The 24269-nt window shown below is 38.6% G+C and carries 22 protein-coding genes; 20 read left to right on the top strand and 2 right to left on the bottom strand.

Translation table 11 applies throughout. The annotated features are described in order from the left end of the window. Positions 1 to 2 precede the first annotated feature (2 nt). The 3 genes from smc to BN53_RS07115 are packed head-to-tail and all read left to right on the top strand — an operon-like array spanning position 3 to position 6244. Positions 3 to 3563, top strand: a complete 3561-nt coding sequence (smc, locus tag BN53_RS07125) for a chromosome segregation protein SMC (protein ID WP_009560275.1) — start codon at positions 3 to 5, stop codon at positions 3561 to 3563. Next, positions 3564 to 4781, top strand: a complete 1218-nt coding sequence (gene ftsY / locus BN53_RS07120) for a signal recognition particle-docking protein FtsY (RefSeq protein WP_009560274.1) — start codon at positions 3564 to 3566, stop codon at positions 4779 to 4781. 38 nt (positions 4782 to 4819) lie between these two features. Continuing rightward, positions 4820 to 6244 carry a C69 family dipeptidase gene (locus BN53_RS07115; RefSeq protein WP_009560273.1) on the top strand — a complete coding sequence of 475 codons (1425 nt, stop codon included), beginning with the start codon at positions 4820 to 4822 and terminating at the stop codon, positions 6242 to 6244. A gap of 65 nt (positions 6245 to 6309) precedes the next feature. Here BN53_RS07115 and BN53_RS07110 read toward each other — a convergent pair whose 3' ends face one another. Further along, the gene (locus BN53_RS07110; RefSeq protein WP_009560272.1) at positions 6310 to 7728 is read right to left on the bottom strand and encodes an APC family permease; all 1419 of its coding nucleotides are present in this window, start codon (positions 7726 to 7728) and stop codon (positions 6310 to 6312) included. Positions 7729 to 7873: 145 nt separating this feature from the next. Between BN53_RS07110 and ylxM the strand changes: the two genes are divergently transcribed. From ylxM to BN53_RS07035, 15 genes are all read left to right on the top strand, one after another. Further along, complete coding sequence (gene ylxM, locus BN53_RS07105; protein WP_009560271.1) at positions 7874 to 8215, top strand: YlxM family DNA-binding protein; 342 nt, start codon at positions 7874 to 7876, stop codon at positions 8213 to 8215. A 2-nt stretch (positions 8216 to 8217) separates the two neighbouring features. Beyond that, positions 8218 to 9648, top strand: coding sequence for a signal recognition particle protein (gene ffh / locus BN53_RS07100; protein ID WP_009560270.1), 1431 nt, complete (start codon positions 8218 to 8220; stop codon positions 9646 to 9648). A gap of 89 nt (positions 9649 to 9737) precedes the next feature. Continuing rightward, positions 9738 to 10010, top strand: a complete 273-nt coding sequence (rpsP, locus tag BN53_RS07095) for a 30S ribosomal protein S16 (RefSeq protein ID WP_009560269.1) — start codon at positions 9738 to 9740, stop codon at positions 10008 to 10010. A gap of 65 nt (positions 10011 to 10075) precedes the next feature. Then, entirely contained in the window at positions 10076 to 10588 is a 513-nt protein-coding gene (gene rimM / locus BN53_RS07090) for a ribosome maturation factor RimM (protein WP_009560268.1), read from the top strand. Further along, positions 10578 to 11303, top strand: coding sequence for a tRNA (guanosine(37)-N1)-methyltransferase TrmD (trmD, locus tag BN53_RS07085; RefSeq protein ID WP_009560267.1), 726 nt, complete (start codon positions 10578 to 10580; stop codon positions 11301 to 11303). The genes rimM and trmD overlap by 11 nt, the downstream gene beginning before the upstream one ends. Beyond that, positions 11284 to 11784 carry a PH domain-containing protein gene (locus BN53_RS07080; RefSeq protein WP_009560266.1) on the top strand — a complete coding sequence of 167 codons (501 nt, stop codon included), beginning with the start codon at positions 11284 to 11286 and terminating at the stop codon, positions 11782 to 11784. Before trmD ends, BN53_RS07080 begins: the two co-directional genes overlap by 20 nt. Further along, entirely contained in the window at positions 11777 to 13183 is a 1407-nt protein-coding gene (locus tag BN53_RS07075) for a PH domain-containing protein (protein WP_009560265.1), read from the top strand. Before BN53_RS07080 ends, BN53_RS07075 begins: the two co-directional genes overlap by 8 nt. Before the next feature lie 108 nt (positions 13184 to 13291). Next, the gene (rplS, locus tag BN53_RS07070) at positions 13292 to 13636 is read left to right on the top strand and encodes a 50S ribosomal protein L19 (protein WP_009560264.1); all 345 of its coding nucleotides are present in this window, start codon (positions 13292 to 13294) and stop codon (positions 13634 to 13636) included. A gap of 107 nt (positions 13637 to 13743) precedes the next feature. Further along, positions 13744 to 14607: an NAD(P)-dependent oxidoreductase gene (locus BN53_RS07065; protein ID WP_040537380.1), complete on the top strand. Its 864-nt coding sequence runs from the start codon at positions 13744 to 13746 to the stop codon at positions 14605 to 14607. Then, on the top strand, positions 14607 to 15392 hold the full coding sequence (locus BN53_RS07060; protein ID WP_009560262.1) for an SGNH/GDSL hydrolase family protein: 786 nt from the start codon (positions 14607 to 14609) through the stop codon (positions 15390 to 15392). The genes BN53_RS07065 and BN53_RS07060 overlap by 1 nt, the downstream gene beginning before the upstream one ends. Before the next feature lie 62 nt (positions 15393 to 15454). Continuing rightward, a complete protein-coding gene (locus tag BN53_RS07055; protein WP_009560260.1) occupies positions 15455 to 15703 on the top strand; it encodes a DUF896 domain-containing protein in 249 nt (82 codons plus the stop codon). Between the two features lie 70 nt (positions 15704 to 15773). Continuing rightward, entirely contained in the window at positions 15774 to 15995 is a 222-nt protein-coding gene (locus BN53_RS07050) for a YneF family protein (protein WP_009560258.1), read from the top strand. Between the two features lie 76 nt (positions 15996 to 16071). Beyond that, complete coding sequence (locus BN53_RS07045) at positions 16072 to 17826, top strand: ABC transporter ATP-binding protein (protein ID WP_009560257.1); 1755 nt, start codon at positions 16072 to 16074, stop codon at positions 17824 to 17826. Continuing rightward, positions 17827 to 19626: an ABC transporter ATP-binding protein gene (locus BN53_RS07040; RefSeq protein WP_009560256.1), complete on the top strand. Its 1800-nt coding sequence runs from the start codon at positions 17827 to 17829 to the stop codon at positions 19624 to 19626. A 1-nt stretch (position 19627) separates the two neighbouring features. After that, a complete protein-coding gene (locus BN53_RS07035) occupies positions 19628 to 21571 on the top strand; it encodes a M13 family metallopeptidase (RefSeq protein WP_009560255.1) in 1944 nt (647 codons plus the stop codon). A gap of 32 nt (positions 21572 to 21603) precedes the next feature. Here BN53_RS07035 and BN53_RS07030 read toward each other — a convergent pair whose 3' ends face one another. Next, positions 21604 to 22218, bottom strand: a complete 615-nt coding sequence (locus BN53_RS07030) for a lysophospholipid acyltransferase family protein (protein WP_009560254.1) — start codon at positions 22216 to 22218, stop codon at positions 21604 to 21606. A 60-nt stretch (positions 22219 to 22278) separates the two neighbouring features. Between BN53_RS07030 and BN53_RS07025 the strand changes: the two genes are divergently transcribed. Together BN53_RS07025 and rpsB are read left to right on the top strand one after the other, a co-directional pair. Next, positions 22279 to 23319: a GIY-YIG nuclease family protein gene (locus tag BN53_RS07025; protein ID WP_009560253.1), complete on the top strand. Its 1041-nt coding sequence runs from the start codon at positions 22279 to 22281 to the stop codon at positions 23317 to 23319. Positions 23320 to 23464: 145 nt separating this feature from the next. Then, positions 23465 to 24238 carry a 30S ribosomal protein S2 gene (gene rpsB / locus BN53_RS07020; RefSeq protein WP_009560252.1) on the top strand — a complete coding sequence of 258 codons (774 nt, stop codon included), beginning with the start codon at positions 23465 to 23467 and terminating at the stop codon, positions 24236 to 24238. The last annotated feature ends 31 nt before the right edge of the window (positions 24239 to 24269 follow it).

Below are 24269 nucleotides of genomic sequence, written 5' to 3'. Positions count from 1 at the left end.
TTGTGCCATTAACAGAGTTAATTATTGATGGTTTTAAATCTTTTGCGGATAAGACAACGATTCATTTCAATCAAGGGATTACGGGAATCGTTGGACCAAATGGTAGTGGTAAGAGTAATATCACTGAAGCTTTGCGCTGGGTAATGGGTGAATCCAGAATTAAATCACTTCGCGGAGACAACATGAAAGATGTGATTTTTGCTGGAAGTCAATTTAGAAAGCCGATGAATCGCGCAGAAGTAACCCTTATTTTTGACAATCGCGATCGACAGCTCAAATTTGATAGCGATCAAGTAGCTGTAACTAGACGTTTATTGAGATCCGGCGACAGCGAATATTTAATCAATAAGCAACAAGTTCGCCAAAAAGATGTTCGTGAACTATTTTTAGATTCAGGACTTTCTCAAAACAGTTTAGCTATCATTTCTCAAGGCCGAGTTGATCAGATCTTAAATTCTAAGCCTGAGGATCGAAGATTCATTTTTGAAGAAGCTGCTGGAGTTTTACACTTCAAAAATCAAAAAGAATCAGCTGCTAATCAACTGGCTAAGACAAGCGACAACTTAATTCGAATTAACGATATTGTTAAAGAATTAGAAAAGCAGCTGGAACCACTACATGAAGAAAGTTCCTTAGCTAAAGAATACTTATTCCAAAAAAATAAATTAGATCATGACTTGAAGATCTTATTAGCACTTGAAATCGAAGATTTAGCTGGTCAAAAATCGACTTTAAAGGATAAGGCTGATAAGAATCAGTTAGTTTTGAATAAATTGGATGCAGAAGTTAAACAGTCGCAGACAGCAGTTAGCCAAAAAAGAGATCTATATGAAAGCTTGCGCCAAAAGAGTGAAGACTTGCAAAAGCAATTGCTGGAAATTAGCAACAAATTGTCAGACTTAAATACTGAATTGCAAATCAGCAATCAATCTAAGCAATTTGATCAAGCTACGCAAAATGAATACCAAAAGCAAATTGTCGATTTACAAGCGCAATTGAAGCAACTCCATCTTGAGTTAGAAACTTTTGTTAGCGATGAGCAGAAGTTTGAAGCTCAGCGCAAGCAATTGCAAGATCAACGGTTAGAAATTTTGGGCAAGTTAGAAGATGATCCTGAAAGTTTAAATCAAAAGCTTGAAGATGAAAGAAATAATTATATTCAACTTCTGCAAGATCAGACATCAAATAACAATGAATTAGTCTACCTAAAAACTGAATTAAAACGTGCTCAAGAAGATCGCTCATATAAAGGCGATGATGTCAGTGGGCAACTTGAAAAAGCCAAAGCAGAGCTTGCTAAGCTAGAAGAGCAAGGTAGCAAGTTGAAAACTCAAAGGCAAAAAACTAATAGTGAGCTAACGAATATAGCAAGTAGATTGCAAAAAAAGCAGGCAGACAGTTCAAATCTTAAATCCTTAGTTAACAATCAAAGAGGCAAATTACAGCAACTTACTGCTAGACAAGAAGCTTTGGTCAATATTCAAAAGCGTCATGAAGGTTACTATTATGGCGTAAGAAATATTTTGAATCATCTTGAGGAATATCCTGGCGTGATCGGGGTTGTTGGGGAGCTATTAAGTTTTCCAAATGAATATGAAGCAGCAATGACAACTGCTTTAGGCTCTAGCGTGCAGAATTTAGTCACTGACAATAGAGAAAGTGCCAGAGATGCAATCAATCGCTTGAAGCAGAATCATGCTGGACGGGCAACTTTTTTGCCTCTAGATGCTTTGCGTCAATATGAAATACCAGCATCAACAATTACCAGTCTGCAATCTTTTGAAGGCTTTATTGGAATTGCAAGCGACTTGGTAACTAGCCGGGATGCGGATATTAGTGTTGCAATCAATTATCTTTTGGCTAATGTCATTATTGTCGATAAGATTGAAACAGCTATGGCAGTTTCAAGCAGGATCAATCGCTACCGGATTGTAACTTTGGATGGAGATGTTATTTCTCCTGGTGGTTCAATGACTGGTGGGATGCGCAATGAGCGTTCTAATTCGCCATTGCAAACAATGGCAGAAATTTCAAAGCTAACTGAATTAATCGAAAATGCCAAAAAGCAACTAGAAATAGATAATACTAGTTTGGCAGATCTAGAATTAGAACTTGAGAAATTAGCTTCTAAGCATGCGCAATTAAATAAGCAATTGCTTGAACAAAATCAGGCGATTAATTCTTTAGCTATTTCTTATCAAAGCCAAGATAAGGAAGTAAAGCGTCTGTCAGATTTGGTAAAACTCTACAATAATGAGTTGCAGGAAAGACAAGCAGAAATTGACAAATTACTTGTTAAGCAAGAAAAATTAACCAAGCAACAGGTCGAGTTTGAACGATTAACTCAGGTTCAAAAAGATAAAATCAGTCAAATTCAGCTCAGAATCAAAGACTTTACCGCTTTGAATCAAAAATTGCAGCTAGAAGTTGGCAAGATTGACCCACAAATCGCAGTCTATGACAACAAGTTAGAAAATATCAATAAGCAAAAGCGTGACAAACAAAAGCAAGTTCAAGCACTTGACCAGCAGCTAACCAAGCTGAAGGAAAAGTTTGCTAATTTGACTAAAGAAAGTCAACTTTCAGGCAAAAGACAAGCTGAAATTCAAGTAGAGTTAAAGAGCATGCAAATAGCAAAGACTCAGCTTGAAGAGCAGCTGGCTGATCTTTCGAGTGAATTGGGTCAAACCAATGCTCAGATTAATAGTCTTGATCAAGTGGCTAGTCGAAATTATGAACTGCGCAAAGATGTTGCGATTGAGCAGGAAGAATATTCAGTTAAACTTGCAAAGATCAACAGTCAAATGATGCAGAAGTTAGACCTTTTAAGTCAGGAATACTCCTTGACCTATGAAGCAGCTAAAGCAGAAGTAGAACTAGAGAATACTCCTGAAAATCGTGCAGATTTACATCGAAGGGTCAAATTATGCAAGATGTCGATTGAAGAAATTGGCCCAGTTAACTTAAAAGCAATTGATGATTATAAAAATATCAAGAGTCGTTATGAATTCTTGAGTCAGCAGCAATCAGATCTTTTATCGGCTCGCAAGAACTTAGAAGAATCAATGAAGAAGCTGGATCAAGAAGTTGAAAAACGATTCATGGATACATTTAATAATGTTGCTGACAGCTTTAGTCAAATTTTCCCAATTGTCTTTGGCGGAGGAAGCGCTAAATTACTTTTGACTGAACCAGATAATCCGCTAGAGACTGGGATTGAGATTATTGCAGAGCCACCTGGCAAGAAATTGCAGCGCCTAAGTTTGCTATCAGGTGGGGAAAGAGCCTTGACGGCAATCACTTTATTATTTGCGATGATTCAGATTAGTCCTGTACCATTCTGCGTTTTGGATGAGGTGGAAGCTGCCTTAGACGATGCGAATGTGACAAGATTTGGCAAATTCTTAAAGCGCTATGATCTGAAGACGCAATTTATCGTGATTACGCACCGCCATGGAACAATGGAAGAAGCTAGTCAATTATTTGGTGTGGTGATGCAAGAATCAGGTGTATCACAAGTTTTGTCAGTATCATTAAAAGATCTTAAAGATGAGGTGGAATAATTGGGACTATTTGACCGAATAAAGAAATCACTTTTTTCAAATAAAAAAGATGAAGAAGAAAAAGTAGAACAAGAAAAACAAGTCGAATCAGAGCAAGCTGAAGTTGAAGCCGAAGTCGAACCTGAAGCAGATACGAAAGCAACTGAAACAGCAAATGAATCTGATGAGCAAGAAACCAAGCTCGAAGAAACAACAGAAACTAATGCAGAAGAAGCCACTGAAACAGTTAGTGAAGAAGTAGAAGAAGCGCCAGAACAAACTAAGGTTGAACCAGAAGCTAAACCAAGTCAAACAGAACTTTATGAAAAGGGACTAGAAAAGACTAATAAAGGTTTTGGTGCACGTTTGAATGCTTTCTTTGCCCAATTTAGATCAGTTGACGAAGATTTCTTTGACGATCTAGAAGAATTGCTGATTGAATCAGATGTTGGCTTTGAAACAGCAGAAACTTTGACTGAAGAATTGCGCAACGAAGCCAAGCTTCAAAAGGCCAAGAGCCGTGATGATCTTAAGCGAGTAATCGTCCAAAAGTTAGTTGAATTGTATGACGAAAACGGCGATGAAGAAGATGAAAAGTTGCGCTACAGTGCAGATGAAAAGCCAAATATTTATCTCTTTGTTGGGGTAAATGGCGCAGGTAAGACTACAACAATTGGTAAGCTGGCTAAGCGCTACAATGATCAAGGCAAAAAGGTTATTTTGGCAGCAGCTGATACCTTTAGAGCCGGTGCAGTTGAACAATTATGTGAATGGGGCAAGCGCGTAGGCGTTACAGTGGTAACCGGTCCTGAAAAAGCAGATCCAGCTTCAGTTGTTTTTGATGCAACTCAAAAGGCAATCGAAGAAAAGGCAGACTACTTATTGGTAGATACAGCTGGACGTTTGCAAAACAAGAAGAATTTGATGAATGAGCTAGAGAAGATTGAAAGAACAATCCAAAAGTTGGCTCCAAATCAGCCAACTGAAACCTTGCTTGTTCTAGACGGATCGACAGGTCAAAATGCCTTAATGCAAGCTAAAGATTTCGATAAGACTACTAAATTATCAGGCCTTGTATTGACCAAGTTAGATGGAAGCTCCAAGGGTGGGGTAGTTTTGGCAATTAGAAACGAAATGAAGTTGCCAGTTAAATTGGTAGGTCTAGGAGAAAAGCCAGAAGATCTTGCAGACTTTTCAGCAGCGGATTATGCTATTGGACTTTTCCATGGTTTGGTATAGTATAGAGAAGTATGATATAAGAAGGAGAATGTAATATTATGATCGAACCAAGTGCATGTACAACTATCTTAGTTGGTAAAAAAGCATCAATCGACGGCACTACTATGATTGCTCGTAACGATGATACTTTTAGACCAATTACCCCACAAAAATTTGTAATTCAACCAGCTACTAAAGGCGAAAAGGGCCGTCATATCAAGTCATGGTTGAACAAGTTTGAAATGGATTTGCCAGAAGATGCGCAAAGAGTACCTGCTGTACCAAATGTCGATTACAAACATCGCGGTTACTACGATGAAAGTGGTATTAACGAAGAAAACGTGGCAATGTCATGTACAGAATCTACTTACTCAAATGAACGAGTATTAGCTTTTGACCCACTTGTTAAGGACGGCTTAGATGAAGACTGTATGCAAACTGTTACTTTGCCATACATTCATTCTGCTCGCCACGGGGTTGAATACTTGGGCAATTTAATCAAAAAGTATGGTTCACCTGCCGGAAACTCTGTTTTATTCAGCGACAAGGATGAAATTTGGTACATGGAAATTGTTACCGGTCACCACTGGGTAGCACAAAGAATTCCAGATGATTGCTACGCAATTGCTGCTAACCGCGTTTCAATTGAACAAGTTGACTTTGATGATCCTGACAACTTTATGTGGAGCGAAGGCATTCAAGAATTTGTTGAAAAGCATCACTTGAACCCTGATCACGAAGGTTGGAACTTCCGTCACATTTTTGGTACTTACACTGAACAAGACCGTCACTACAACACTAACCGTGTATGGTATGGTCAACGCTACTTCAATCCTGATATTGAACAAGACCCACAAGATGGTGACTTGCCATTTATCCGCAAGGCTAATAAGAAGATTACTCGCGAAGACATTCAATTTGTCTTGGGTTCACACTATCAAGATACTCCATACGATCCATTTGGTAAGGGAACTGATGAAGAAAAGCACCGCTACCGCCCAATTGGTTTGAACAGAACTCAAAATGCACACATTTTGCAAATTAGAACAGATGTACCTGCTGACTGCGCAGCTATTATGTGGTTATGTATTGGTGGACCAACATTTACCCCATTTGTTCCATTCTTTGCAAATATGAACGATACTGATCCTTCATACAACAACACATCAATGGACTACAACATGAGCGATGCTTGGTGGTACTACAAGTCACTTGCAACCATTGTAGAAAGCCACTACTCACAATTTGTTCAATTAGACACTACTTACTTGACTGAACTTAACCGTTGGTACCGTGCACGCGTAGAAGAAATTATTGCTGGTGCTGAAGGCAAGAGCGGTGAAGAATTAACTGAATACTTGACTGCTGAAAATCAAAAGACTGTGGCTCATACTAAGAAAGAATCTGAAAAGCTTTGGGGCCAAATGATGATTGAGTCAATCAAGATGTCTAAGTTGACTTTTAACATGGATGAAAATCTTTAATTTTAAAGCGTAAAAAAATTGGTGATAAGCAAAATTTCTTTTTTGCTTTTTCACCAGTTTTTTATTTATTTAGCTTTAGAATGGCGAATGCCATAGAATAGATAAATTACTAAGCCTAGAATGAACCAAAGCAAAGCGTATAACTTAGCTTGATGATCTAGTCCAATAAAGACAATCAATGATGCTAAAAATGCCAAGAATGGCAATACAGGATAAAATGGCACCTTGAATGCAGGATCAGCAATATCTTTTCCTTCGCGGCTTCTCAATGGGTAAATTGATAAGGAAACAAACATGAAAGCAATTAATGTACCAGCCGAAATCAACTGGGACAAGGCTGAGAATGAGAAGATTGTTCCAATTAAAATTGCTGCGATAGTGATGGCTGCAACTGCATTGTTTGGACGATGGTGCTTATCAAGCTTGCCGAGAAACTTAGGAAGCATTCCGTCACGACCAAATGAATAAATCAGTCTTGATCCAGCCATACTCATTCCGATTAAAGCCGTAAACATCCCCATAACTGCAATTGCTTGAATAACTGTTGCAATTATGCCATGCCCTGCGTAACGCAAAGCCAAACCAACAGGTTCAGCACTATTAGCATATTTGCTGTATGGCATGATACCAACCAAAACCAAACTTACGGAAATAAATAATATTACCGCGATAACCAAGGAACCGATAATTCCGCGAGGCATAGTTTTTTGCGGATCAATTGCTTCAGCGGAATTAGCAGCAACTGAGTCAAAGCCGATATATGACAAAAAGATCATTGAAACACCAGCATAGATTCCTTGCCAACCACCAAAAGCGCCATGAGCTGTTTTCTGATATTCAGGAATAAATGGAACGTAATTTTGAAATTTAACTGCGGTTGCACCAACAACTACAAAGAGAATAATTGCAAAGACCTTTAGGGCAACTAAAGCATTTTCTACTCTAGCAGCTTTACCAACACCATGGGATATCAAGATTGCAACAATTAAGATTGAAACTAGAGAAATCAAGTCAACGATTCCGCCATCAACGCCAAAAGCGTTGGCAAAGATTGCTGGCATTTTAATTCCTAGCGGTGCAAGCAAGGCCCGCAAATTAGCTGATAAGCCTGATCCAACAAAGGCTAAAGCAATGAAATATTCTGCTAAAAGCGCCCAGCCGGCTACCCATCCCCAGAACTCGCCTAAAACAATATTGATCCAGGTGTAGGCAGAACCAGCAAAAGGCATTGCAGCTGACATTTCAGCGTAGGTGAAAGCAACTAAGCAGGCAGCGATTGCAGCTAGTAAAAATGAAATTGTAACAGCCGGTCCCGTATGCTTAGCAGCTACTTCACCGGGAAGGGTAAAAATAGATGCAGAAACAATTGTTCCAACCCCTAAAGCTAAAATATCCTTTACTTTTAAAGATCGTACCAGATGACCATCTTTGATCCGGTACATGTCCGGGTCGGTCTTCCGATTCATATTTTTCCAAAGATTCATCTCGAACTCTTCTTTCCATGTTCAATTTTATTGCAATTATAAAAATCTTAAAAATATAATAAGAATTATTTTAGCAAGCATTTTTGTGCTGGTCAATCGAAATTTAGCTTTGTTTTTGTTATACTTATGTACGGTGAAAAATCTTATGGATGAACTTAAGAAAAGTGAAAGATTAGGCGATCTTTATGCCTATTATGGTGATTTGTTGACCAAGGGACAACAAAGCTATTTTGAAGATTACTATTACAATGATTTTTCCTTAGGGGAAATTGCTTTGAATCATCAAGTATCTAGACAAGCTGTTTATGATAATTTGAAGCGTTCAAGCAAAATTTTAGAAAATTTTGAGTCTAAATTACACATGCTGCAGGACTTTAATCGGATTGAAACTGAACTTAGCCAAGCAATTGAGGATTTAGATCAAGATCAGCTGCTTTTAGCAAAGGACAGGCTTGAAGGGCTACTTAATCAATTAAAGGGAGAATAATAATGGCATTTGAAAATCTAAGCGAACGTATTCAAAAAGCATTAAAAAATTTAACCGGTAAAGGTAAGATCTCTGAAGAAGATATCAATACTGCCAGTCGTGAGATCCGTTTGGCCTTGCTTGAAGCTGATGTTAACTTTAAAGTGGTTAAGGATTTCATTAAGAAGATTAAGCAAGAAGCTTTGGGCAAAGAGGTTCAAGAGAGTTTAAACCCTGGCCAACAGGTTATTAAGATCGTTAATGATGAATTAACCAAGATGATGGGTGAAAGCTCGGTTAAGCTGACCAAGTCTAAGCACATCCCAACTATTATTATGATGGTTGGTTTGCAAGGTACTGGTAAGACTACCACTGTTGGTAAATTAGCCTACCACTTACAAAAAACTGAACATGCGCGTCCTTTGCTAATTGCAGGCGATATTTATCGTCCAGCTGCAATTGACCAATTGAAGCAGATCGGTGAACAACTTGAAGTTCCAGTTTTTAGCAAGCCTGATGAAAAAGACGTAGCCAAGATTGTTGAAGAAGGTTTAGCAGAGGCTGACAAGAACAAGAATGACTATGTAATCATCGATACGGCCGGTCGTTTGGAAATTGACGAAAAGTTGATGGACGAATTGGAACGAGTTAAGGCAGTAGCCAAGCCTGAAAATATCTTGCTGGTTGTTGATGCCATGACTGGTCAAGCTGCAACTGATGTTGCTAGGGGCTTTGATGAGCGCCTAGACGTAACTGGTGTTATCTTGACTAAGCTTGATGGTGACACCCGTGGTGGTGCTGCTCTATCTATTCGTGCAGTTACTGGTAAGCCAATTATCTACACTGGTCAAGGCGAAAAATTAACCGACTTAGAAGACTTCCACCCAGACAGAATGGCTTCAAGAATTTTGGGCATGGGGGATGTTTTAACATTAATTGAAAAGGCTCAACAAGACTATGATGTCAAAGAAGCTAAGAAGGTTGCAGAAAAGATGCGCGAGAATACCTTCGACTTCAATGACTTTATTGATCAGCTTGAGCAAGTTCAAAAGCTAGGACCACTTGATCAAATTATGAAAATGATCCCAGGTATGGCTAACAATCCTCAACTTCAAAATCTTTCTATCGATGAAAAGGAAATCGCCCATACTAAGGCCATTGTTTATTCAATGACTGAAGAAGAAAGAGAAAATCCAGACATCTTGAATCCAAGTCGAAGAAGAAGAATTGCTGCCGGATCTGGTCGTCCAGTTGTCGAAGTTAATCGAATGATCAAGCAATTCAAGCAAGCACGTGACTTGATGTCAAAGATTACTAATGGAAATACCAAGGCTTTAGCAAATCTTCCAGGAATGGATTCACCAATGGGAAGAATGGCCATGCGAAGCATGAATAAACGCTTTAAGAAGAATAAGAAAAAGCGTCTTAAGAACGTTAAACGATTCCATTCATAAAAAAATTCAGGTGTTAAGTAAAAATACTTTACACCTGAGTTTTTTGATGGTATATTATTAATCGTTAAGTTTTAGGAGGAAATAAATCTATGTCAGTTAAGATTCGTATGCACCGTGCTGGTGCCAAGAGAAAGCCATTTTACAAGATCGTTGTTGCAGACTCACGTATGCCACGTGACGGTCGTTTCATCGAAGAAGTTGGTTACTACAACCCAGTTTCAACTCCAAAGCAATTGAAGCTTGATGAAGACAAGATTTACGAATGGCTTAAGAAGGGTGCACAACCTTCAGATACTGTTAAGTCACTTATTTCTGGCGCAGGTATCTTGAAGAAGTTACACGACGAAAAGTACAGCAAGTAATCACTTAAAAAGTTTGAAGTCTTAACTTCAAACTTTTTTTGTTATAACTAAATGCGAGGAAGACAATGCAATTTTATGATGTAGCAAAAATCTTAACTACCCATGGATTGAATGGTGAAGTTAAAGTACAAGTCATTACTGATTTTCCCGAAGATCGTTTTGAAACTGGAGTCAAATTAAAGCTTAAAAATAGTGAGCAAGTTTTGACTGTTAAGGCGGGGCGCCTGTTTAAACAATTTTGGCTAGTTCAATTTGAAGAAATTACCAGCATTGATCAAGCTGAAAAATTACGCGGTCAGATTTTGGTAATTAGTGAAGAGGATCAACAAGAATTGCCAGAAGGCTTTTATTACTACCACGATATTTTGGGATGCCAGGTGCTTGACCAAGAAAGCGGAGAAAAAATTGGCAAGATTGTCGAAATAGAAACTCCAGGTGCCAATGACATTTGGCTAGTAAAAGAAGATAATGGCAAAGAATTTTGGTTGCCATATATCGATCAAGTGGTTAAAAAAGTCGATATTGCCGAAAAGAAGGTTTACGTAGAATTAATGGAGGGCTTAAGGGATGAGGATTAACGTTTTAACTCTTTTTCCAGAAATGTTTACACCTATTCAAACTTCAATTTTAGGTCGTGGGCTGGAAGACAAAAAGTGGGAGTTAAATATAGTTAATTTTCGCGAGTTCTCTGAGCGCAAGCACCATTCAGTTGATGACACTCCTTATGGTGGCGGTGCAGGAATGGTCTTGCAATTGATGCCAATTAAGGCTGCTTTGGATTCATTGCCATCAAAGGGCAAGGTAATTATCACTGCCCCTCAAGGCAAGACCTTTAACCAACAAATGGCGCAAGAATGGGCACAAGAAGAGGAATTGACCTTTATTTGTGGCCACTTTGAAGGCTTTGACCAGAGAGTTTACGATTATGTCGATGAAGCTGTTTCAATTGGCGATTACGTTCTAACTGGTGGCGAATTGCCAACTATGAGCATGATTGATGCAACAATTCGTTTGATGCCAGGAATTTTGGGAAATGATTTTTCAAGTGTGGAAGAAAGCTTTTCACATGGCTTGTTAGAATATCCGCAATATACGCGTCCAGCTGAGTTTGAAGGAAAAAAGGTTCCAGAAATTCTAACTTCCGGCAATCACCAAAAAATTGCTGAATGGCGCTTAAAAGAGGCACTTAGAGCAACTTATTTGCATCGCCCAGATTTATTGGCAGGACGCGACATGACTAAGCAGGAGCAAAAACTGCTGGAGGAAATTAAGGATGAGGAGCAGACAAACTGATTTATTAAAAAATCAATCGCCTGAAAAAATCAAAAAAGTTTGGCTTTTAGCTAGATTAACTGCCCTTGCAATTTTTATTTTGCTTGGACTGGGGATAAAAATTGCTACTATTTTGATGAAGATAAACAATAACTGGGTAAATCTAGCTTTGATTGTTTATCTAGTTATTGTGATTTTAGCTATAGGAGTCCGTCTACTTGCCATTCCTTGGGAATATTATTTCCACCGCTACCAAGTCTTTGATGAATACATCGCTTTTCAGCAGGGCTGGTTTTTTAGGACGACAACTTATGTTCCATTTTTGCGAATTCAGCATATTACAGTCGATCAAGGGCCATTTTTGCGAATGGAAAATCTTGCCACGATAACTATCCATACTGCAGCAACTGAGCATCAGATTGCCGGCTTGAATTATGATGAGGCGACCAGACTGCGCAAACAGGTTATGGATAAAGTAAGGCAGGTGGAAAAGGATGTCTGATCAAAGACGCTTGCACCCACTTGCCTTGTTGATCTTTTTCTTAAAAAAGCTGCGAGAGTGGTTTTTCGTCCTACTGATAATATTTATTCCCAATGACCGCGTCCCTTATAAATTTGCTTTGCCAGCAGGCCTAGTTTTATTATTTGCTCTTATTTTTTCTTGCCTGGCTAAGTATTTTTTTACCAAATATCAATTAACTGACGATAGTTTGATTATTCGGACCGGTTTAATCAATAAAAACCAGGCTATTATTCCTTATACAAGGATGCAAAATATCAAAAATAGCCAAAATATCTTACTTAGACCGTTTGATTTAACCAAATTAGAAATCGAGACGGCTGCTGGTGGTAGCGATAAGGCAGAAGCAAGCCTAGAAGTAGTGCCGATCAACTTGCAAGATGAGCTTTTGCTCAAAATGAATCACGGTCAAATTGCCGCTGAAAAAGAAAAGCGTGGTCAAGCTAGCTATAGTATGTCTTTGAGTCAGAATATTGCTAGAGTTTTGTCAACGCCAGGTAGAGAAATCGGCTATCTTTTAATTGCACTTGTTTTAGACAATGTTGTTGATATTATTAAAACAATTGTTCAAAACCGTTCCAACCTGCTTGAAGGCATTTTCAAGTTTAACCGAGTAGAAATGGCAATAATCGTTGGAATTGCCTTGATCATCTATTTGCTCAATTTCGTCTATCAAATTGTCAGCTTCTATAATTTTACTGTTACAAGAACAAAAAATAGCTTGGAATTTAGCCACGGACTCATAAAAAGGGTTAATAAGCAAATTCCTTTGAATAAGATTCAAACAATTATCATTGAGCAATCATTGCTGCAACAAATACTGCAAATTGCTAGTGTGCGTTTGCAATTAGCTGGCGGGCAAGAAGATGATGAAGGTCTTTATGACGCGATTTACTTTTTGCCTTTGATTAGGCTAGATTCCTGTTTTGAATTGATGGCTGAATTTTTGCCAGAATGGGAACTAGAAAAGCCAAATTATCAGCTGACTGGGCGAGGAATTTGGTATTTTACGCGCTGGATTTATCTTTGGGCTTTAGTCAGCTGTTTGATGTTAAGATTTAGCCTCATTATTGGGCTGGTTTTATTATTTGCAGTTTTGATTTATGGGATGCAGCGCATTTTTCAAAAGCAAAGCCAGGGCTATGCAATTAACCCTGATAGCATTTGGATTAGATACTATTCTTATTTGAATCGCCGGCAAGTTTTGATGATCAAGGATAAAATTCAAGCGGTCAAATATATGACAACTCCCTTTTTGCTTAAAAAGAATCTCGGGCATGTAATCGTTGTGGCTAAATCTGGCAATGGTGAAATTTCTGCTCGGCAGAAGTTTGTCGATAAAGCAGATTTTAAGCAGATTCAGGATTTTTATCTTGATTAGCAAGATAAAGCTTGGTATGATATTAGACGTGTGAAAACACATAATGATTATGGGTGTTCCGCTGGCACAGGGTGTGTGAAAGAATGCCGAAGAAGGAGAAAAAATAATATGGATCCATTAATTGCTGAATTAACTAAAGAACAATTGCGTGACGACATGCCTACTTTCCGTGCAGGTGACACTGTTCGTGTTCACGTACGTGTTGTAGAAGGTACTCACGAACGTATCCAAATGTTCGAAGGTGTCGTAATCAAGAAGAAGGGTACTGGCATTGGTGCAACTTACACTGTTCGTAAGATCGCTTCTGGTGTTGGTGTTGAACGTACTTTCCCAGTTAACACTCCACGTGTTGCTAAGGTTGAAGTATTGCGTCACGGTCGTGTACGTCGTGCTAAGCTTTACTACTTACGTAACCGTCATGGTAAGGCTGCAAGAATTGCAGAACGTCGTTAATCTTAATATTGACGCTAAAGAAGGAGCCGAATTTTCGGTTCCTTTTTATTTTTTCTAAGAAAAAGTAGTAAACTAAGTTATATATTTGCTGGAAAAGAGGTCGTCAGATTATGATTGGTTTTATTGGAACAGGCGTTATGGGCACAGGTATTATCAAAAATCTATTGGCAAAAGGCGAAGATGTCGTAGTATTTAACCGCACTAAAGCCCATGCGCAAGAAGTAATAGATGCCGGTGCAAAATGGGCAGACACGCCAAAAGATGTAGCTAAGCAAGCTGAAATCGTATTTACGATGGTTGGTTTTCCACAAGATGTTGAGGAAATTTATTTTGGCGAAGAAGGAATTTTTTCAGCTGCAAAGCCTGGACAATATTTGGTCGACTTAACAACTAGTAAGCCTAGTTTAGCGCGCAAAATCGGCTTGAAAGGCGAAGAAATAGGTACTTATGTGCTTGATGCGCCAGTTTCTGGCGGTGATATTGGGGCCAAAAAAGGCACCTTAACAATTATGGTTGGTGGACAAGAGAGTGCTTTAGAATATTTGAAGCCAATCTTCTTGAAATTCGGCCAGCAAATCACATATTTTGGCGGCTATGGTAGCGGGCAACATACTAAAATGGCCAACCAAATTATGATTGCCGGTACTATGACTGGAATGTGTGAAATGTTTGTCTACGCCAAAGCTGCTGGTCTGGACTTAGAGAAAGTAATGAAGACCTTGCAAGGTGGAGCTGCTGAAAACTTCAGTTTGGGAAATTATGGACCAAGAATTTTACGCGAAGATTATACGCCAGGATTTTTTGCCAAACATTTTTTGAAAGACTTAAGGATAGCCCTTGAAGAAGCTGAAGCAATAAATTTGAATTTGCCAAATACTGCTAAGGCTAAAGAACTATATGATTTATTGGTCAATGAGAAGGGCTTAGGCAACGACGGCACGCAAGCTTTGATTAAACTGTGGTGGTCATAATGAGCAATGAAACTTTTTTGATTTCGGTTAGACAAAATAATGACCTATCAGATATTGCTGTTGCCGAACTAAGAATGGATCTTTTGCTTCATCCGCTCCATCAGCGCAATTATATTGAATTAGCGGCTTTAGCTGGCAATAGCCGTCAATATGGAATTAACTTGCTAACTAGTCAGGCTAATCAATTAACTGGCAAGAAGGTCCTTTTCCTGGGCTCATCAGTTACTTTGGGTTATGGGGCATTAGGTGAATCATTTGTCGATTATCTTTGGAAGAAGACTGGCCTTGAAGCAATTAAAAATGCTGAAAATGGAACAACTTTGACAGAAAAAGATAGTTATTATCCAGGAGATTCATATATTGGACGCTTTAAGCAAGAATTGATGCAAAATGAAGACTTAGATCTATTAGTATTGCAGCTTTCGACTAATGATGCGCAAAAAGGTCTTCCTTTAGGTAGCGATCAAGATGAGGCAGCAAGAAATACCAAGACAATCCGTGGTGCTTTGAATTATGTGATTTCGGCTGCCAAAATCAAATGGCAGTGTCCGATTTTGATTTATAGCAATCCTTATTTTGCTAATGAAAATTATGCCAAAATGGTCCAAGCAGCTACTATTCTTTGTCAAAAAAAGCAAGTTCAATTGCTTGACTTGTATCATGATCAACGATTTATGAATCAGGGTGAACTTTATCAAGCAGACGAAATTCATCCAACTAGAGCAGGATATCGCGATCTTTGGTTGCCAGTTTTTGAAGCAAAATTTAAGGAAATTCTGTCATGATCTTTTTTTATTAGACTAAATACTGTAAACTAAAATACAGTTGACATAGAAGGGAACTTTTTATGGATAAGAATGAAGAAAAAGCAGTTGTTGACCGCATCAACTTTTTGTACCACAAGAAAGAAAATGAAGGCCTAACTGCTGAAGAAGAAGCAGAACGCAAAGAGTTGCATAAGAAGTTCATTGACAATTTTAGAGCTGGATTTAGACAACAAGTTGAAAATCTAGTAATTGTTGATAAACACGGCAAAGATGTAACTCCTGAAAAGGTAAAAAGAATTCAAAGGAAAAAAGGTCTTAGAAAAGATTAATTTTCCACTTTAAAAAAGACAAAAAATTAGGTAGCATAGATAGTGTTAGTTATGGAGGATTTTTAAAATTATGAACTTAGGTTTAGCTATTGTTTTAATTATTGTTGCACTTGGTATTGGCCTTGTTGCAGGCTTTTATGGTGCAAGAGCATACATGAAGAAGTATTTCCAAGATAATCCCCCAATTAATGAAGATATGATTGTTGCTATGATGTCACAAATGGGTCAAAAGCCTTCAGCTAAGAAGGTTAACCAAGTGATGAACATGATGAAGCATCAACAACGTAAATAGATTCACTTATTGGACTAAAGAGGCGAGGAAATTTCTTCGTCTCTTTTTTTGTGTAGATAAGGAGAAAAAATTTTATATGGGTATTTTTGGTAAGCTAGGGTGGTTTTTCAAAAAGGAGAAGAAACGATACATTCTGGGTATTGTATTCTTGGCTTTGACTTCACTAGCAAATTTAGTTCCTCCCAGGGTCCTAGGTCTGATGTCAGATCAACTCGATCAAGGAAGGATTAGCTGGTTGCAGTACCTAACCTATATCGGTTTGATTATTCTGACAGCTGTTGTTTTGTACATTCTTCGCTTCTTTTGGCGAAAGCAAATTTGGGGCGGGGCAGCGGAGCTTGAAAGGCAAATGAGATCTAAGCTGTTTAGTCATTTCATGGCGATGGATCGGACTTTTTATCAGCGTCACCGAACAGGGGACTTGATGGCCCATGCAACTAACGACATATCTGCTTTGCAGGAAGTAGCTGGAGCAGGTGTGTTAACTTTGGTCGATTCATTGATGATGGGTTTGACTACAATCATTGCCATGATCATCTTTGTCGACTGGCGATTGACCATTATTGCCTTAATTCCTTTGCCATTTTTGGCTTTAGGTGCGCAAAAATTGGGTGACCGTTTGCATGATGCCTTCGATAAGTCGCAGGCAGCTTTTTCACGATTAAACAATAAAACGCAAGAATCAATTTCCGGAATCAAGGTTTTGAAGACTTTTGGTCAAGGCAAAGAAGACACGGCTTCATTTAATAAAATGATTCAGGATACGATTAAGATCAATAAAAAGGTCTTTTTCTATGATTCGCTGTTTGATCCACTTGGTTCAATTATTATTGGTTTAACTTACTCGATCACCATCGTTTATGGCGGAATTTTGGTGATGAATCACAGCCTTTCGATCGGACAATTAGTATCTTTTGTGGCTTATATTGGTAACATGGTTTGGCCAATGTTTGCGATTGGTTATTTGTTCAATATTTTAGAGCGTGGTAGCGCTAGTTACGATCGAATTGAAAAGTTGTTGCAAGAAAAGCCATTGATCACTGATGATAATGCAGATGAATCTATTTCAGCTGAAGATATTGCTGGGGATGTTAGCTACAATATCGATCATTTTGCTTATCCAGATGAGCCTGAAGTTGAAGTTTTGAGCAAAATCAACTTTACTTTGAAGCAAGGTCAGACTTTGGGCTTAGTTGGACGAGTTGGTGCAGGTAAAACTACAATCATTCAGTTATTGCTTCGCGAATTTGACAATTATGATGGTGAAATAACTTTAAACGGGATCGATATTCGCAAGATTCCGCTCAATGTCTTGCTTAGACAAATTTCTTACGTGCCACAGAATAACTTCTTATTCTCAACTTCGATTCAGAAGAATATTGCCTTTTCTGATACAGCAGCCGATGAAAATCAAATAATAGAAGCTGCTAAAAAGAGTGATCTGCATGAAGATATATTGCAAATGCCAAAATCTTATAATACCTTGGTTGGAGAAAATGGCGTTTCGCTTTCAGGTGGTCAAAAGCAAAGAATGTCAATTGCTAGAGCCTTATTGAAACAAAGTCAGATTTTGATTTTGGATGATGCCTTATCTGCTGTTGATGCTAGAACTGAGACTGAAATTCTGAAATCACTGAAGAAAGAGCGTCAAGGCAAGACGACTATGATTGCTGCCCACCGTTTGACTTCAGTGATGAACGCTGACTTGATTTTGGTTTTGAAAGACGGAAAGATCGTTGAACGAGGCAATCACGATCAATTATTGGAATTAGACGGTTGGTATGCAGAAATGTGGCGTCGCCAGGAATTAGAAGAAAAGGTGGGAGAGTAAGTGGAAAACGAAGATAAACAACAATCTGTTTGGGCCCAGGCTATTCCTGTCAAAGAACAATGGCAAATTTTTAAACGACTATTGAAGTTTGTTAGTCGCTTTAAAGCTGAAATGATTACTGCAACCATTGCCGCCTTGCTTTTAAGCGTAATCAACATGCTGTTGCCATTTGGTTTGCAATATTTTATGGACAATTTCCTACTTAAAGGAAATGTAACTGTTCGAATTATTGTCTATGCAGGCTTTTTATATGCTTTAGGCTCAATTTTAAAGGCATTTATTCAGTTTACCTATGGCTATTTCTTTGCCCTTGGTTCTGAAAAGTCACTAGAAAATGTTCGTCTGGCGCTTTATCAAAAGCTGCATAGTTTAGGGATGCGCTATTTTGACCAAACACCTGCTGGCTCAATTGTATCTAGAGTTACTAATGATACTATGAGTTTATCCAGCTTTTTGACGGTTTTGGCTAGCGTTGTAGTGAGTTTCTTTGCGATTGTTTCAGCCTTGGTGGCCATGTATTCAACCAACAAAGTGGCAGGTTTATTAGTTACTATCTTTTTGCCGATTTTGCTTTGGGTTATGTGGCTATATTCGCAAAAAAGTTCCAAATTATACCGAAGCTATCGTGAGCGGTTGAGCCGAATCAATACTAATTTGAATGAATCAATTGAAGGAGTTTCATTAATTCAGCAATTCAAACAGGAAAAAAGAAAGATTGCAGAATTTGAAGAAGAAAACGGTGCCTTGATGAAAACTCGTTTCCAAATGATCAAGGTTAACTCTTTCTTGCTTTCTCCTTTAACTAGTATGTTGTACTCTTTTGCTTTGGCAGCAGCCTTGGTGTATTTTGGCTATCCTTTAAATGAAACTTTCGTTCCAGCTGGGGTAGTCTATGCTTTTTCTCAATATATTTCGCAATTTTTCAACCCAATTGCCAATATGATGGACCAAATGACTTTATTCCAAGATGGTATTGTAGCTGGTAAGAGAATCTTTAGGATTCTTGATGAAACTGAATATGAACCAAAGCAAAACGAAGTCCAAGGGCTTGAAATCAATCAAGGCAAGATTGAATTTAAGCATGTGAGCTTTTCGTATGATGGAAAGCATGAAATTTTACATGATATTTCCTTTACGGTTCAACCAGGTGAAACGCTAGGAATTGTTGGTCATACTGGATCAGGGAAGAGCTCCATCATTAACGTAATGATGCGTTTTTATGAATTTGGTCAAGGCGAAATCCTGATTGATGGCAGAGATATTCGCAGCTATCCAAAAGCAGAAATCCGTCAAAAATTAGGTTTGGTTTTGCAAGAGCCTTTCATGTTTCATGGGGATGTTGCATCAAATATTCGCATGTATAATGATCAAATAACAGATGAGCAAATTGTGGCAGCTGCTAAAACCGTTCAAGCCGATCGCTTCATCGAAAAGATGCCAGGCAAATATCATGCTAAGGTAATTGAGGGTGGCAGCGAATTTAGTCAGGGTGAAAGACAATTGATTTCTTTTGCACGGACTTTGGTAGCTGATCCGAAGGTCTTGGTTTTGGATGAAGCAACTGCTAATGTCGATACGGAAACAGAAACCTTGATTCAAAATGGTCTAAAACAATTGCGTAAGGGTAGAACAACTTTAGCAATTGCTCACCGTTTATCAACAATTGCTGATGCTGATCAGATTATTGTGCTTGATAAGGGTAGAATAATTGAAAAGGGTACTCATGATGAACTCTTAGCCCAGCAAGGATACTACTACAATTTGTATACTTTGCAGAATAATAAGAATAGTGAGGTTTAAAATGAAAAAATATTTTGCAGTTCGTGGCGGTTCTGGCGATTTAACTGTGGCAGATGTTAATGCTAGACCACAAGATAATTTGTATCTTTCAGTTAACTCAGCTTGGCAAAAGGATGCAGAAATCCCAGCTGACCGGACTGAAATTGGTGTTAATACTGAAATCGACATGCGAATTGAAAAGCGCATGATGGGTGATCTTGATAACTTTGCAAATGAAAAAGAGGCTTTGCCAGAAATCCCTAATTTCGCTAAGGCTGTTGCACTTTACAAATTAGCTAAAGACTTTAAAAAGCGCAATGCAGATGGAGCTGAGCCAATTCAAGCTGACTTGAAGCATTTGCTTGAGTTAAAATCTTTTGCTGAATTGAAGGCTGAAGCAGTAGAGCTATTTTCAGGGATGTACAGCCTACCATTTTATTTTGATGTTGAAACTGATATGAAGAATACTAAAGTTCATGTTTTGCAATTTGCTGGACCAGGAACTTTATTGCCAGACACTACTTCATATCAAGCTCCTGACGCAGCAGATTTACTCAAAATTTTGCAAAAGCAAACAATTAATTTGCTTAAAATGGCAGGTGTTTCTGAAGAAGAAGCTAGTCAGTACGTTGAAAAGGCGCTTTTATTTGACCAAAAGCTTGCCAAAGTGGTTAAGTCAACTGAAGAATGGTCAGACTATCCTGCAGCTTATAATCCATATTCATTTGCAGACTTTGTAAGCAAGTTTAAGTCCTTCCCAATGGAAGAATTCTTGACTGAATTGCTGCCAGTTAAGCCAGACAAAGTTATCGTAATGGAACCACGCTTCTTAGATCACGCTGATGAGTTGATCAATGAGGAAAACTTTGCTGAAATTAAGGGTTGGATGGTCTTGAAGTATATCAATGGCATAGCTGGTCTATTATCACAAGAATTTCGTGAAGCAGCCTTTCCATATAGCCAAGCTTTAAGCGGCCAAGCAGAACTAATTTCAGCTGACCGTCATGCTTATAATCTGACTAATGCCAGCTTTGATGAAGTTCTTGGCGTTTACTATGGCAAGAAGTATTTCGGTGAAGCTGCTAAGGCGGACGTGACTGATATGATCAAGAAGATGATTGACGTCTATGAAGATCGAATTAGCAACAATGACTGGCTATCTGAAGAAACTAAGAAAAAGGCAATCGTTAAATTGCGCGCATTAGTTTTGAAGATTGGTTATCCAGAAAAGATTGAAGAAATCTACGACCTATTGCCTGTTGATGAGTCAAAGAGTTTATACGAGAATGAAGCAGCAATGGCTAAGGTAGCTACTCAATACGGCTTGTCTCGTTTAGCTAAACCAGTAGATCGCTCAGTTTGGTTAATGCCAGGAAACTTGAACAATGCTTGCTACGATCCACAAAGAAACGACATTACTTTCCCAGCTGCGATTTTGCAAGCACCATTTTATGACCTTCATCAAAGTCGTGGTCAAAATTATGGTGGTATTGGTGCAACTATTGCTCATGAAATATCACATGCTTTTGACAACAATGGGGCAAAGTTTGATGAACTCGGCAACATGACTAACTGGTGGACTGATGCTGATTATGCAGAATTTAACAAGCGTACTCAAGCAGCCATCGACATCTATGATGGATTAGAATATGGTCCAGCTAAATTGAACGGAAAGCAAGTTGTAGCGGAAAATATTGCTGACTTAGGTGGTTTGACTTGTGCAATTCAAGCTAACAAGCTAGATCAAGGCAGCATGAAGGAATTGTTTGAAAACTACGCTCGTTCATGGGCACAAAAGCAAAGACCTGCAGCCATCAAGACAGAAATTGCAGTTGACGTTCACGCACCACAACCTACTAGAGTTAATATTCCAGTTCAATGTCAGGCTGAATTCTATGAGACTTTTGAAGTTAAACCAGAAGATGGAATGTGGCTAGACGAAGACAAGCGCGTAACCATTTGGTAAAAATAAAGAGGCGGTGATCATCACCGCCTCTTTTATTTAGCTACATAATAGAAATTAGGATCAAGTTCTTGATCGATTTTATCCCAAGCTGCCTCTAGCTGGCCATAAATTTTGGCTTCATTTTCTTTAGTCAATTTAGTCTTTTTATCAATTGAAATAGGCTCGCCAATGTTGACTTTTAATGGCTTGCGCAATAATAATTGCTTAAAAGTCAAAGGTCCTTGATAAACTACTGGCAACAAGGGTTTTTGTGACATCTTGGCAATTAATAAAGCTCCACCTTTTAATTCGGCCGAATGCCTGGTGCCTGAGGGAAAGATAACCAAAGACATTTTTCCTTCTTTGAGCCCTTTGACTGGGATTTTTAATACAGATGGACCAGGATGCTCGCGATCAACTGGAAATGCATGAGCATGCTTTAAGATAAAGCGCAGAACCGGATTCTTAAACAATTCAATTTTTGCCATAAACATAAATTCCATTGGACTAGCAGCCAAGGCAAATAAAATTGGCTCCCACCAAGTTCTGTGGGGTGCTACTAGGATGTAATTTCCTTTGGGAATTCTTTCTTTGTGATAAACATGCAAATGACCGTTTAATACCCAAACAATAAAACGGGCGATTGGTCTGATGATTCGATAAAACATATAAAACCCTCCAATGATGTAAAATATTATAGCAAACAAAAACGAGAGGACAAGAATTTTATGGTTGAACTTAAGGAAAATGAACGAATCGATTATATATACAGCGACAACTTAAAAATCATCCAAAACAAGACAGCGTTTAGCTTTTCAATGGATACACTATTGCTAGCCAACTGGGCAAAAGAAGCAATCAAAAATCGCTCGAAAGTAGCGGATCTATGTGCTGGTAATTGTGCGGCAACTATTTACATGGCCTATTTTAACGAGGCGAAATATGATGCAATTGAAATTCAACCCGAGATTGTTTCTCAAGCTAAAAGATCAATTGAATTAAATGGCTACGAGAATCGAATCGAAGTCTACCAAGACAATGTATTGAATGCACCTAATTTTTTGAGAAAAGATAGCTATGACGTAGTTACGGTCAACCCGCCATATTTCAAGATGCAGGAAGGCCATGAGATCAATCCTGATCCCAAAAAGGCGATTGCTCGGCATGAAATTTTGATCAATTTAGAGCAAATAATTGAAACGGCCAGCTCGCTTTTGAAAATGAAAGGAAAAATGTTCATGGTTCATCGGCCAGAGCGTTTAGGCGAAATTTGCTACTATTGTATGAAGCATGACTTGAGTGTAAAGCTCATCCAGCCATTTGTTTCTCACCACAGCGAAAATACCAACTTGATCATTGTTGAAGCTGTAAAACATACTGCCTCTGATGGAACAGTTTTAAAAGATGCAATTGAAGTCCACGATGAGGAAGGAAAATTTTTGCCAGCCATTCAAAAAGTAATCCGCGAAAGCGATGAAGAACGAAAAAAGCGGGAGCAGAAAAATTATTACTTCTATGTCTTGCTCTGCAATGATGGTAGCTTTTATGGGGGATATACTGATGATTTGAAGCATCGCTTGCAAATGCATAATCTAGGCAAGGGTGCAAAATATACTAAGTCGCGCAGACCGGTTCAAATGATTTATTTTGAAACTTTCGACAATAAAAGTGCTGCGCTTAAGCGAGAATACTGGTTTAAACATCATGATCGCAAATGGAAAGAAAAATTTTTAAATGAGCATAATGTTGATTGGAATTCTTGCAATTGAAAAAATTTTTTAGTAAAATATGCAAGTATGCTGTATTTGCATGCATATAACACATCAAGAGCGATCGGTACCACGGTGCCCAAGGTAGTGGTAAGGTACTGAAATGAACGCTTGAGAGGATTAAAACCTAGGAGGAATTTTTATTATGACAGTTGTATCAATGAAGCAATTGCTTGAAGCTGGTGTACACTTTGGTCACCAAACTAGAAGATGGAACCCTAAGATGGCTCCTTACATTTTCACTCAAAGAAACGGTATCTACATCATTGACTTGCAAAAGACTATCAAGATGTTAGACGACGCTTACAACTTTGTTAAGGCTGTAGCTCAAGATGGTGGCGTATTCTTGTTTGTTGGTACTAAGAAGCAAGCTCAAGACTCAATTGCTGAAGAAGCAACTCGCGCTGGTCAATACTTCGTTAACCAACGTTGGTTAGGTGGTACTTTGACTAACTGGACCACTATCCAAAGTCGTGTTAAGAGATTGAAGGAATTGAAGACTATGTCAGAAGACGGTACTTTTGAAGTACTTCCAAAGAAGGAAGTTGCTCTTTTGACTAAGGAAATGGACAAGCTTCAAAAGTTCTTGGGCGGTATCGAAGATATGCCAAGAATTCCTGATGTATTGTTCGTAGTTGACCCTAAGAAGGAAAAGATTGCTGTTCACGAAGCAAACATCTTGGGTATTCCAGTTGTTGCTATGGTTGACACTAACACTGATCCAGACCCAGTTGACGTTGTAATTCCATCAAACGACGATGCAATTCGTGCAACTCGTTTGATCGCAGGTGCTATGGCTGATGCTATCATCGAAGGTCAACAAGGTCAAGACGACAGCCAAGCTGTTGAAGCAGACTTTGAAGAAAACGCTGACGATTCAGAAGGTATCGTAAACCCTGAAGCTTCAGAAGAAGAATAGTTTTTATTACTGTTACAAGTTCTAGGAGGAC

The organism is Lactobacillus pasteurii DSM 23907 = CRBIP 24.76 (assembly GCF_000297025.1).
In the GTDB taxonomy this organism is placed as follows: domain Bacteria; phylum Bacillota; class Bacilli; order Lactobacillales; family Lactobacillaceae; genus Lactobacillus; species Lactobacillus pasteurii.
This window is presented reverse-complemented; position numbering and strand designations above follow the sequence as displayed.

Coding starts and splice junctions, on each gene's coding strand:
- BN53_RS07115 (WP_009560273.1), top strand. CDS start 4,820: ATGATCGAACCAAGTGCATGTACAACTATCTTAGTTGGTAAAAAAGCA.
- BN53_RS07110 (WP_009560272.1), bottom strand. CDS start 7,728: ATGAATCTTTGGAAAAATATGAATCGGAAGACCGACCCGGACATGTAC.
- ylxM (WP_009560271.1), top strand. CDS start 7,874: ATGGATGAACTTAAGAAAAGTGAAAGATTAGGCGATCTTTATGCCTAT.
- ffh (WP_009560270.1), top strand. CDS start 8,218: ATGGCATTTGAAAATCTAAGCGAACGTATTCAAAAAGCATTAAAAAAT.
- rpsP (WP_009560269.1), top strand. CDS start 9,738: ATGTCAGTTAAGATTCGTATGCACCGTGCTGGTGCCAAGAGAAAGCCA.
- rimM (WP_009560268.1), top strand. CDS start 10,076: ATGCAATTTTATGATGTAGCAAAAATCTTAACTACCCATGGATTGAAT.
- trmD (WP_009560267.1), top strand. CDS start 10,578: ATGAGGATTAACGTTTTAACTCTTTTTCCAGAAATGTTTACACCTATT.
- BN53_RS07080 (WP_009560266.1), top strand. CDS start 11,284: ATGAGGAGCAGACAAACTGATTTATTAAAAAATCAATCGCCTGAAAAA.
- BN53_RS07075 (WP_009560265.1), top strand. CDS start 11,777: ATGTCTGATCAAAGACGCTTGCACCCACTTGCCTTGTTGATCTTTTTC.
- rplS (WP_009560264.1), top strand. CDS start 13,292: ATGGATCCATTAATTGCTGAATTAACTAAAGAACAATTGCGTGACGAC.
- BN53_RS07060 (WP_009560262.1), top strand. CDS start 14,607: ATGAGCAATGAAACTTTTTTGATTTCGGTTAGACAAAATAATGACCTA.
- BN53_RS07055 (WP_009560260.1), top strand. CDS start 15,455: ATGGATAAGAATGAAGAAAAAGCAGTTGTTGACCGCATCAACTTTTTG.
- BN53_RS07050 (WP_009560258.1), top strand. CDS start 15,774: ATGAACTTAGGTTTAGCTATTGTTTTAATTATTGTTGCACTTGGTATT.
- BN53_RS07045 (WP_009560257.1), top strand. CDS start 16,072: ATGGGTATTTTTGGTAAGCTAGGGTGGTTTTTCAAAAAGGAGAAGAAA.
- BN53_RS07035 (WP_009560255.1), top strand. CDS start 19,628: ATGAAAAAATATTTTGCAGTTCGTGGCGGTTCTGGCGATTTAACTGTG.
- BN53_RS07030 (WP_009560254.1), bottom strand. CDS start 22,218: ATGTTTTATCGAATCATCAGACCAATCGCCCGTTTTATTGTTTGGGTA.
- BN53_RS07025 (WP_009560253.1), top strand. CDS start 22,279: ATGGTTGAACTTAAGGAAAATGAACGAATCGATTATATATACAGCGAC.
- rpsB (WP_009560252.1), top strand. CDS start 23,465: ATGACAGTTGTATCAATGAAGCAATTGCTTGAAGCTGGTGTACACTTT.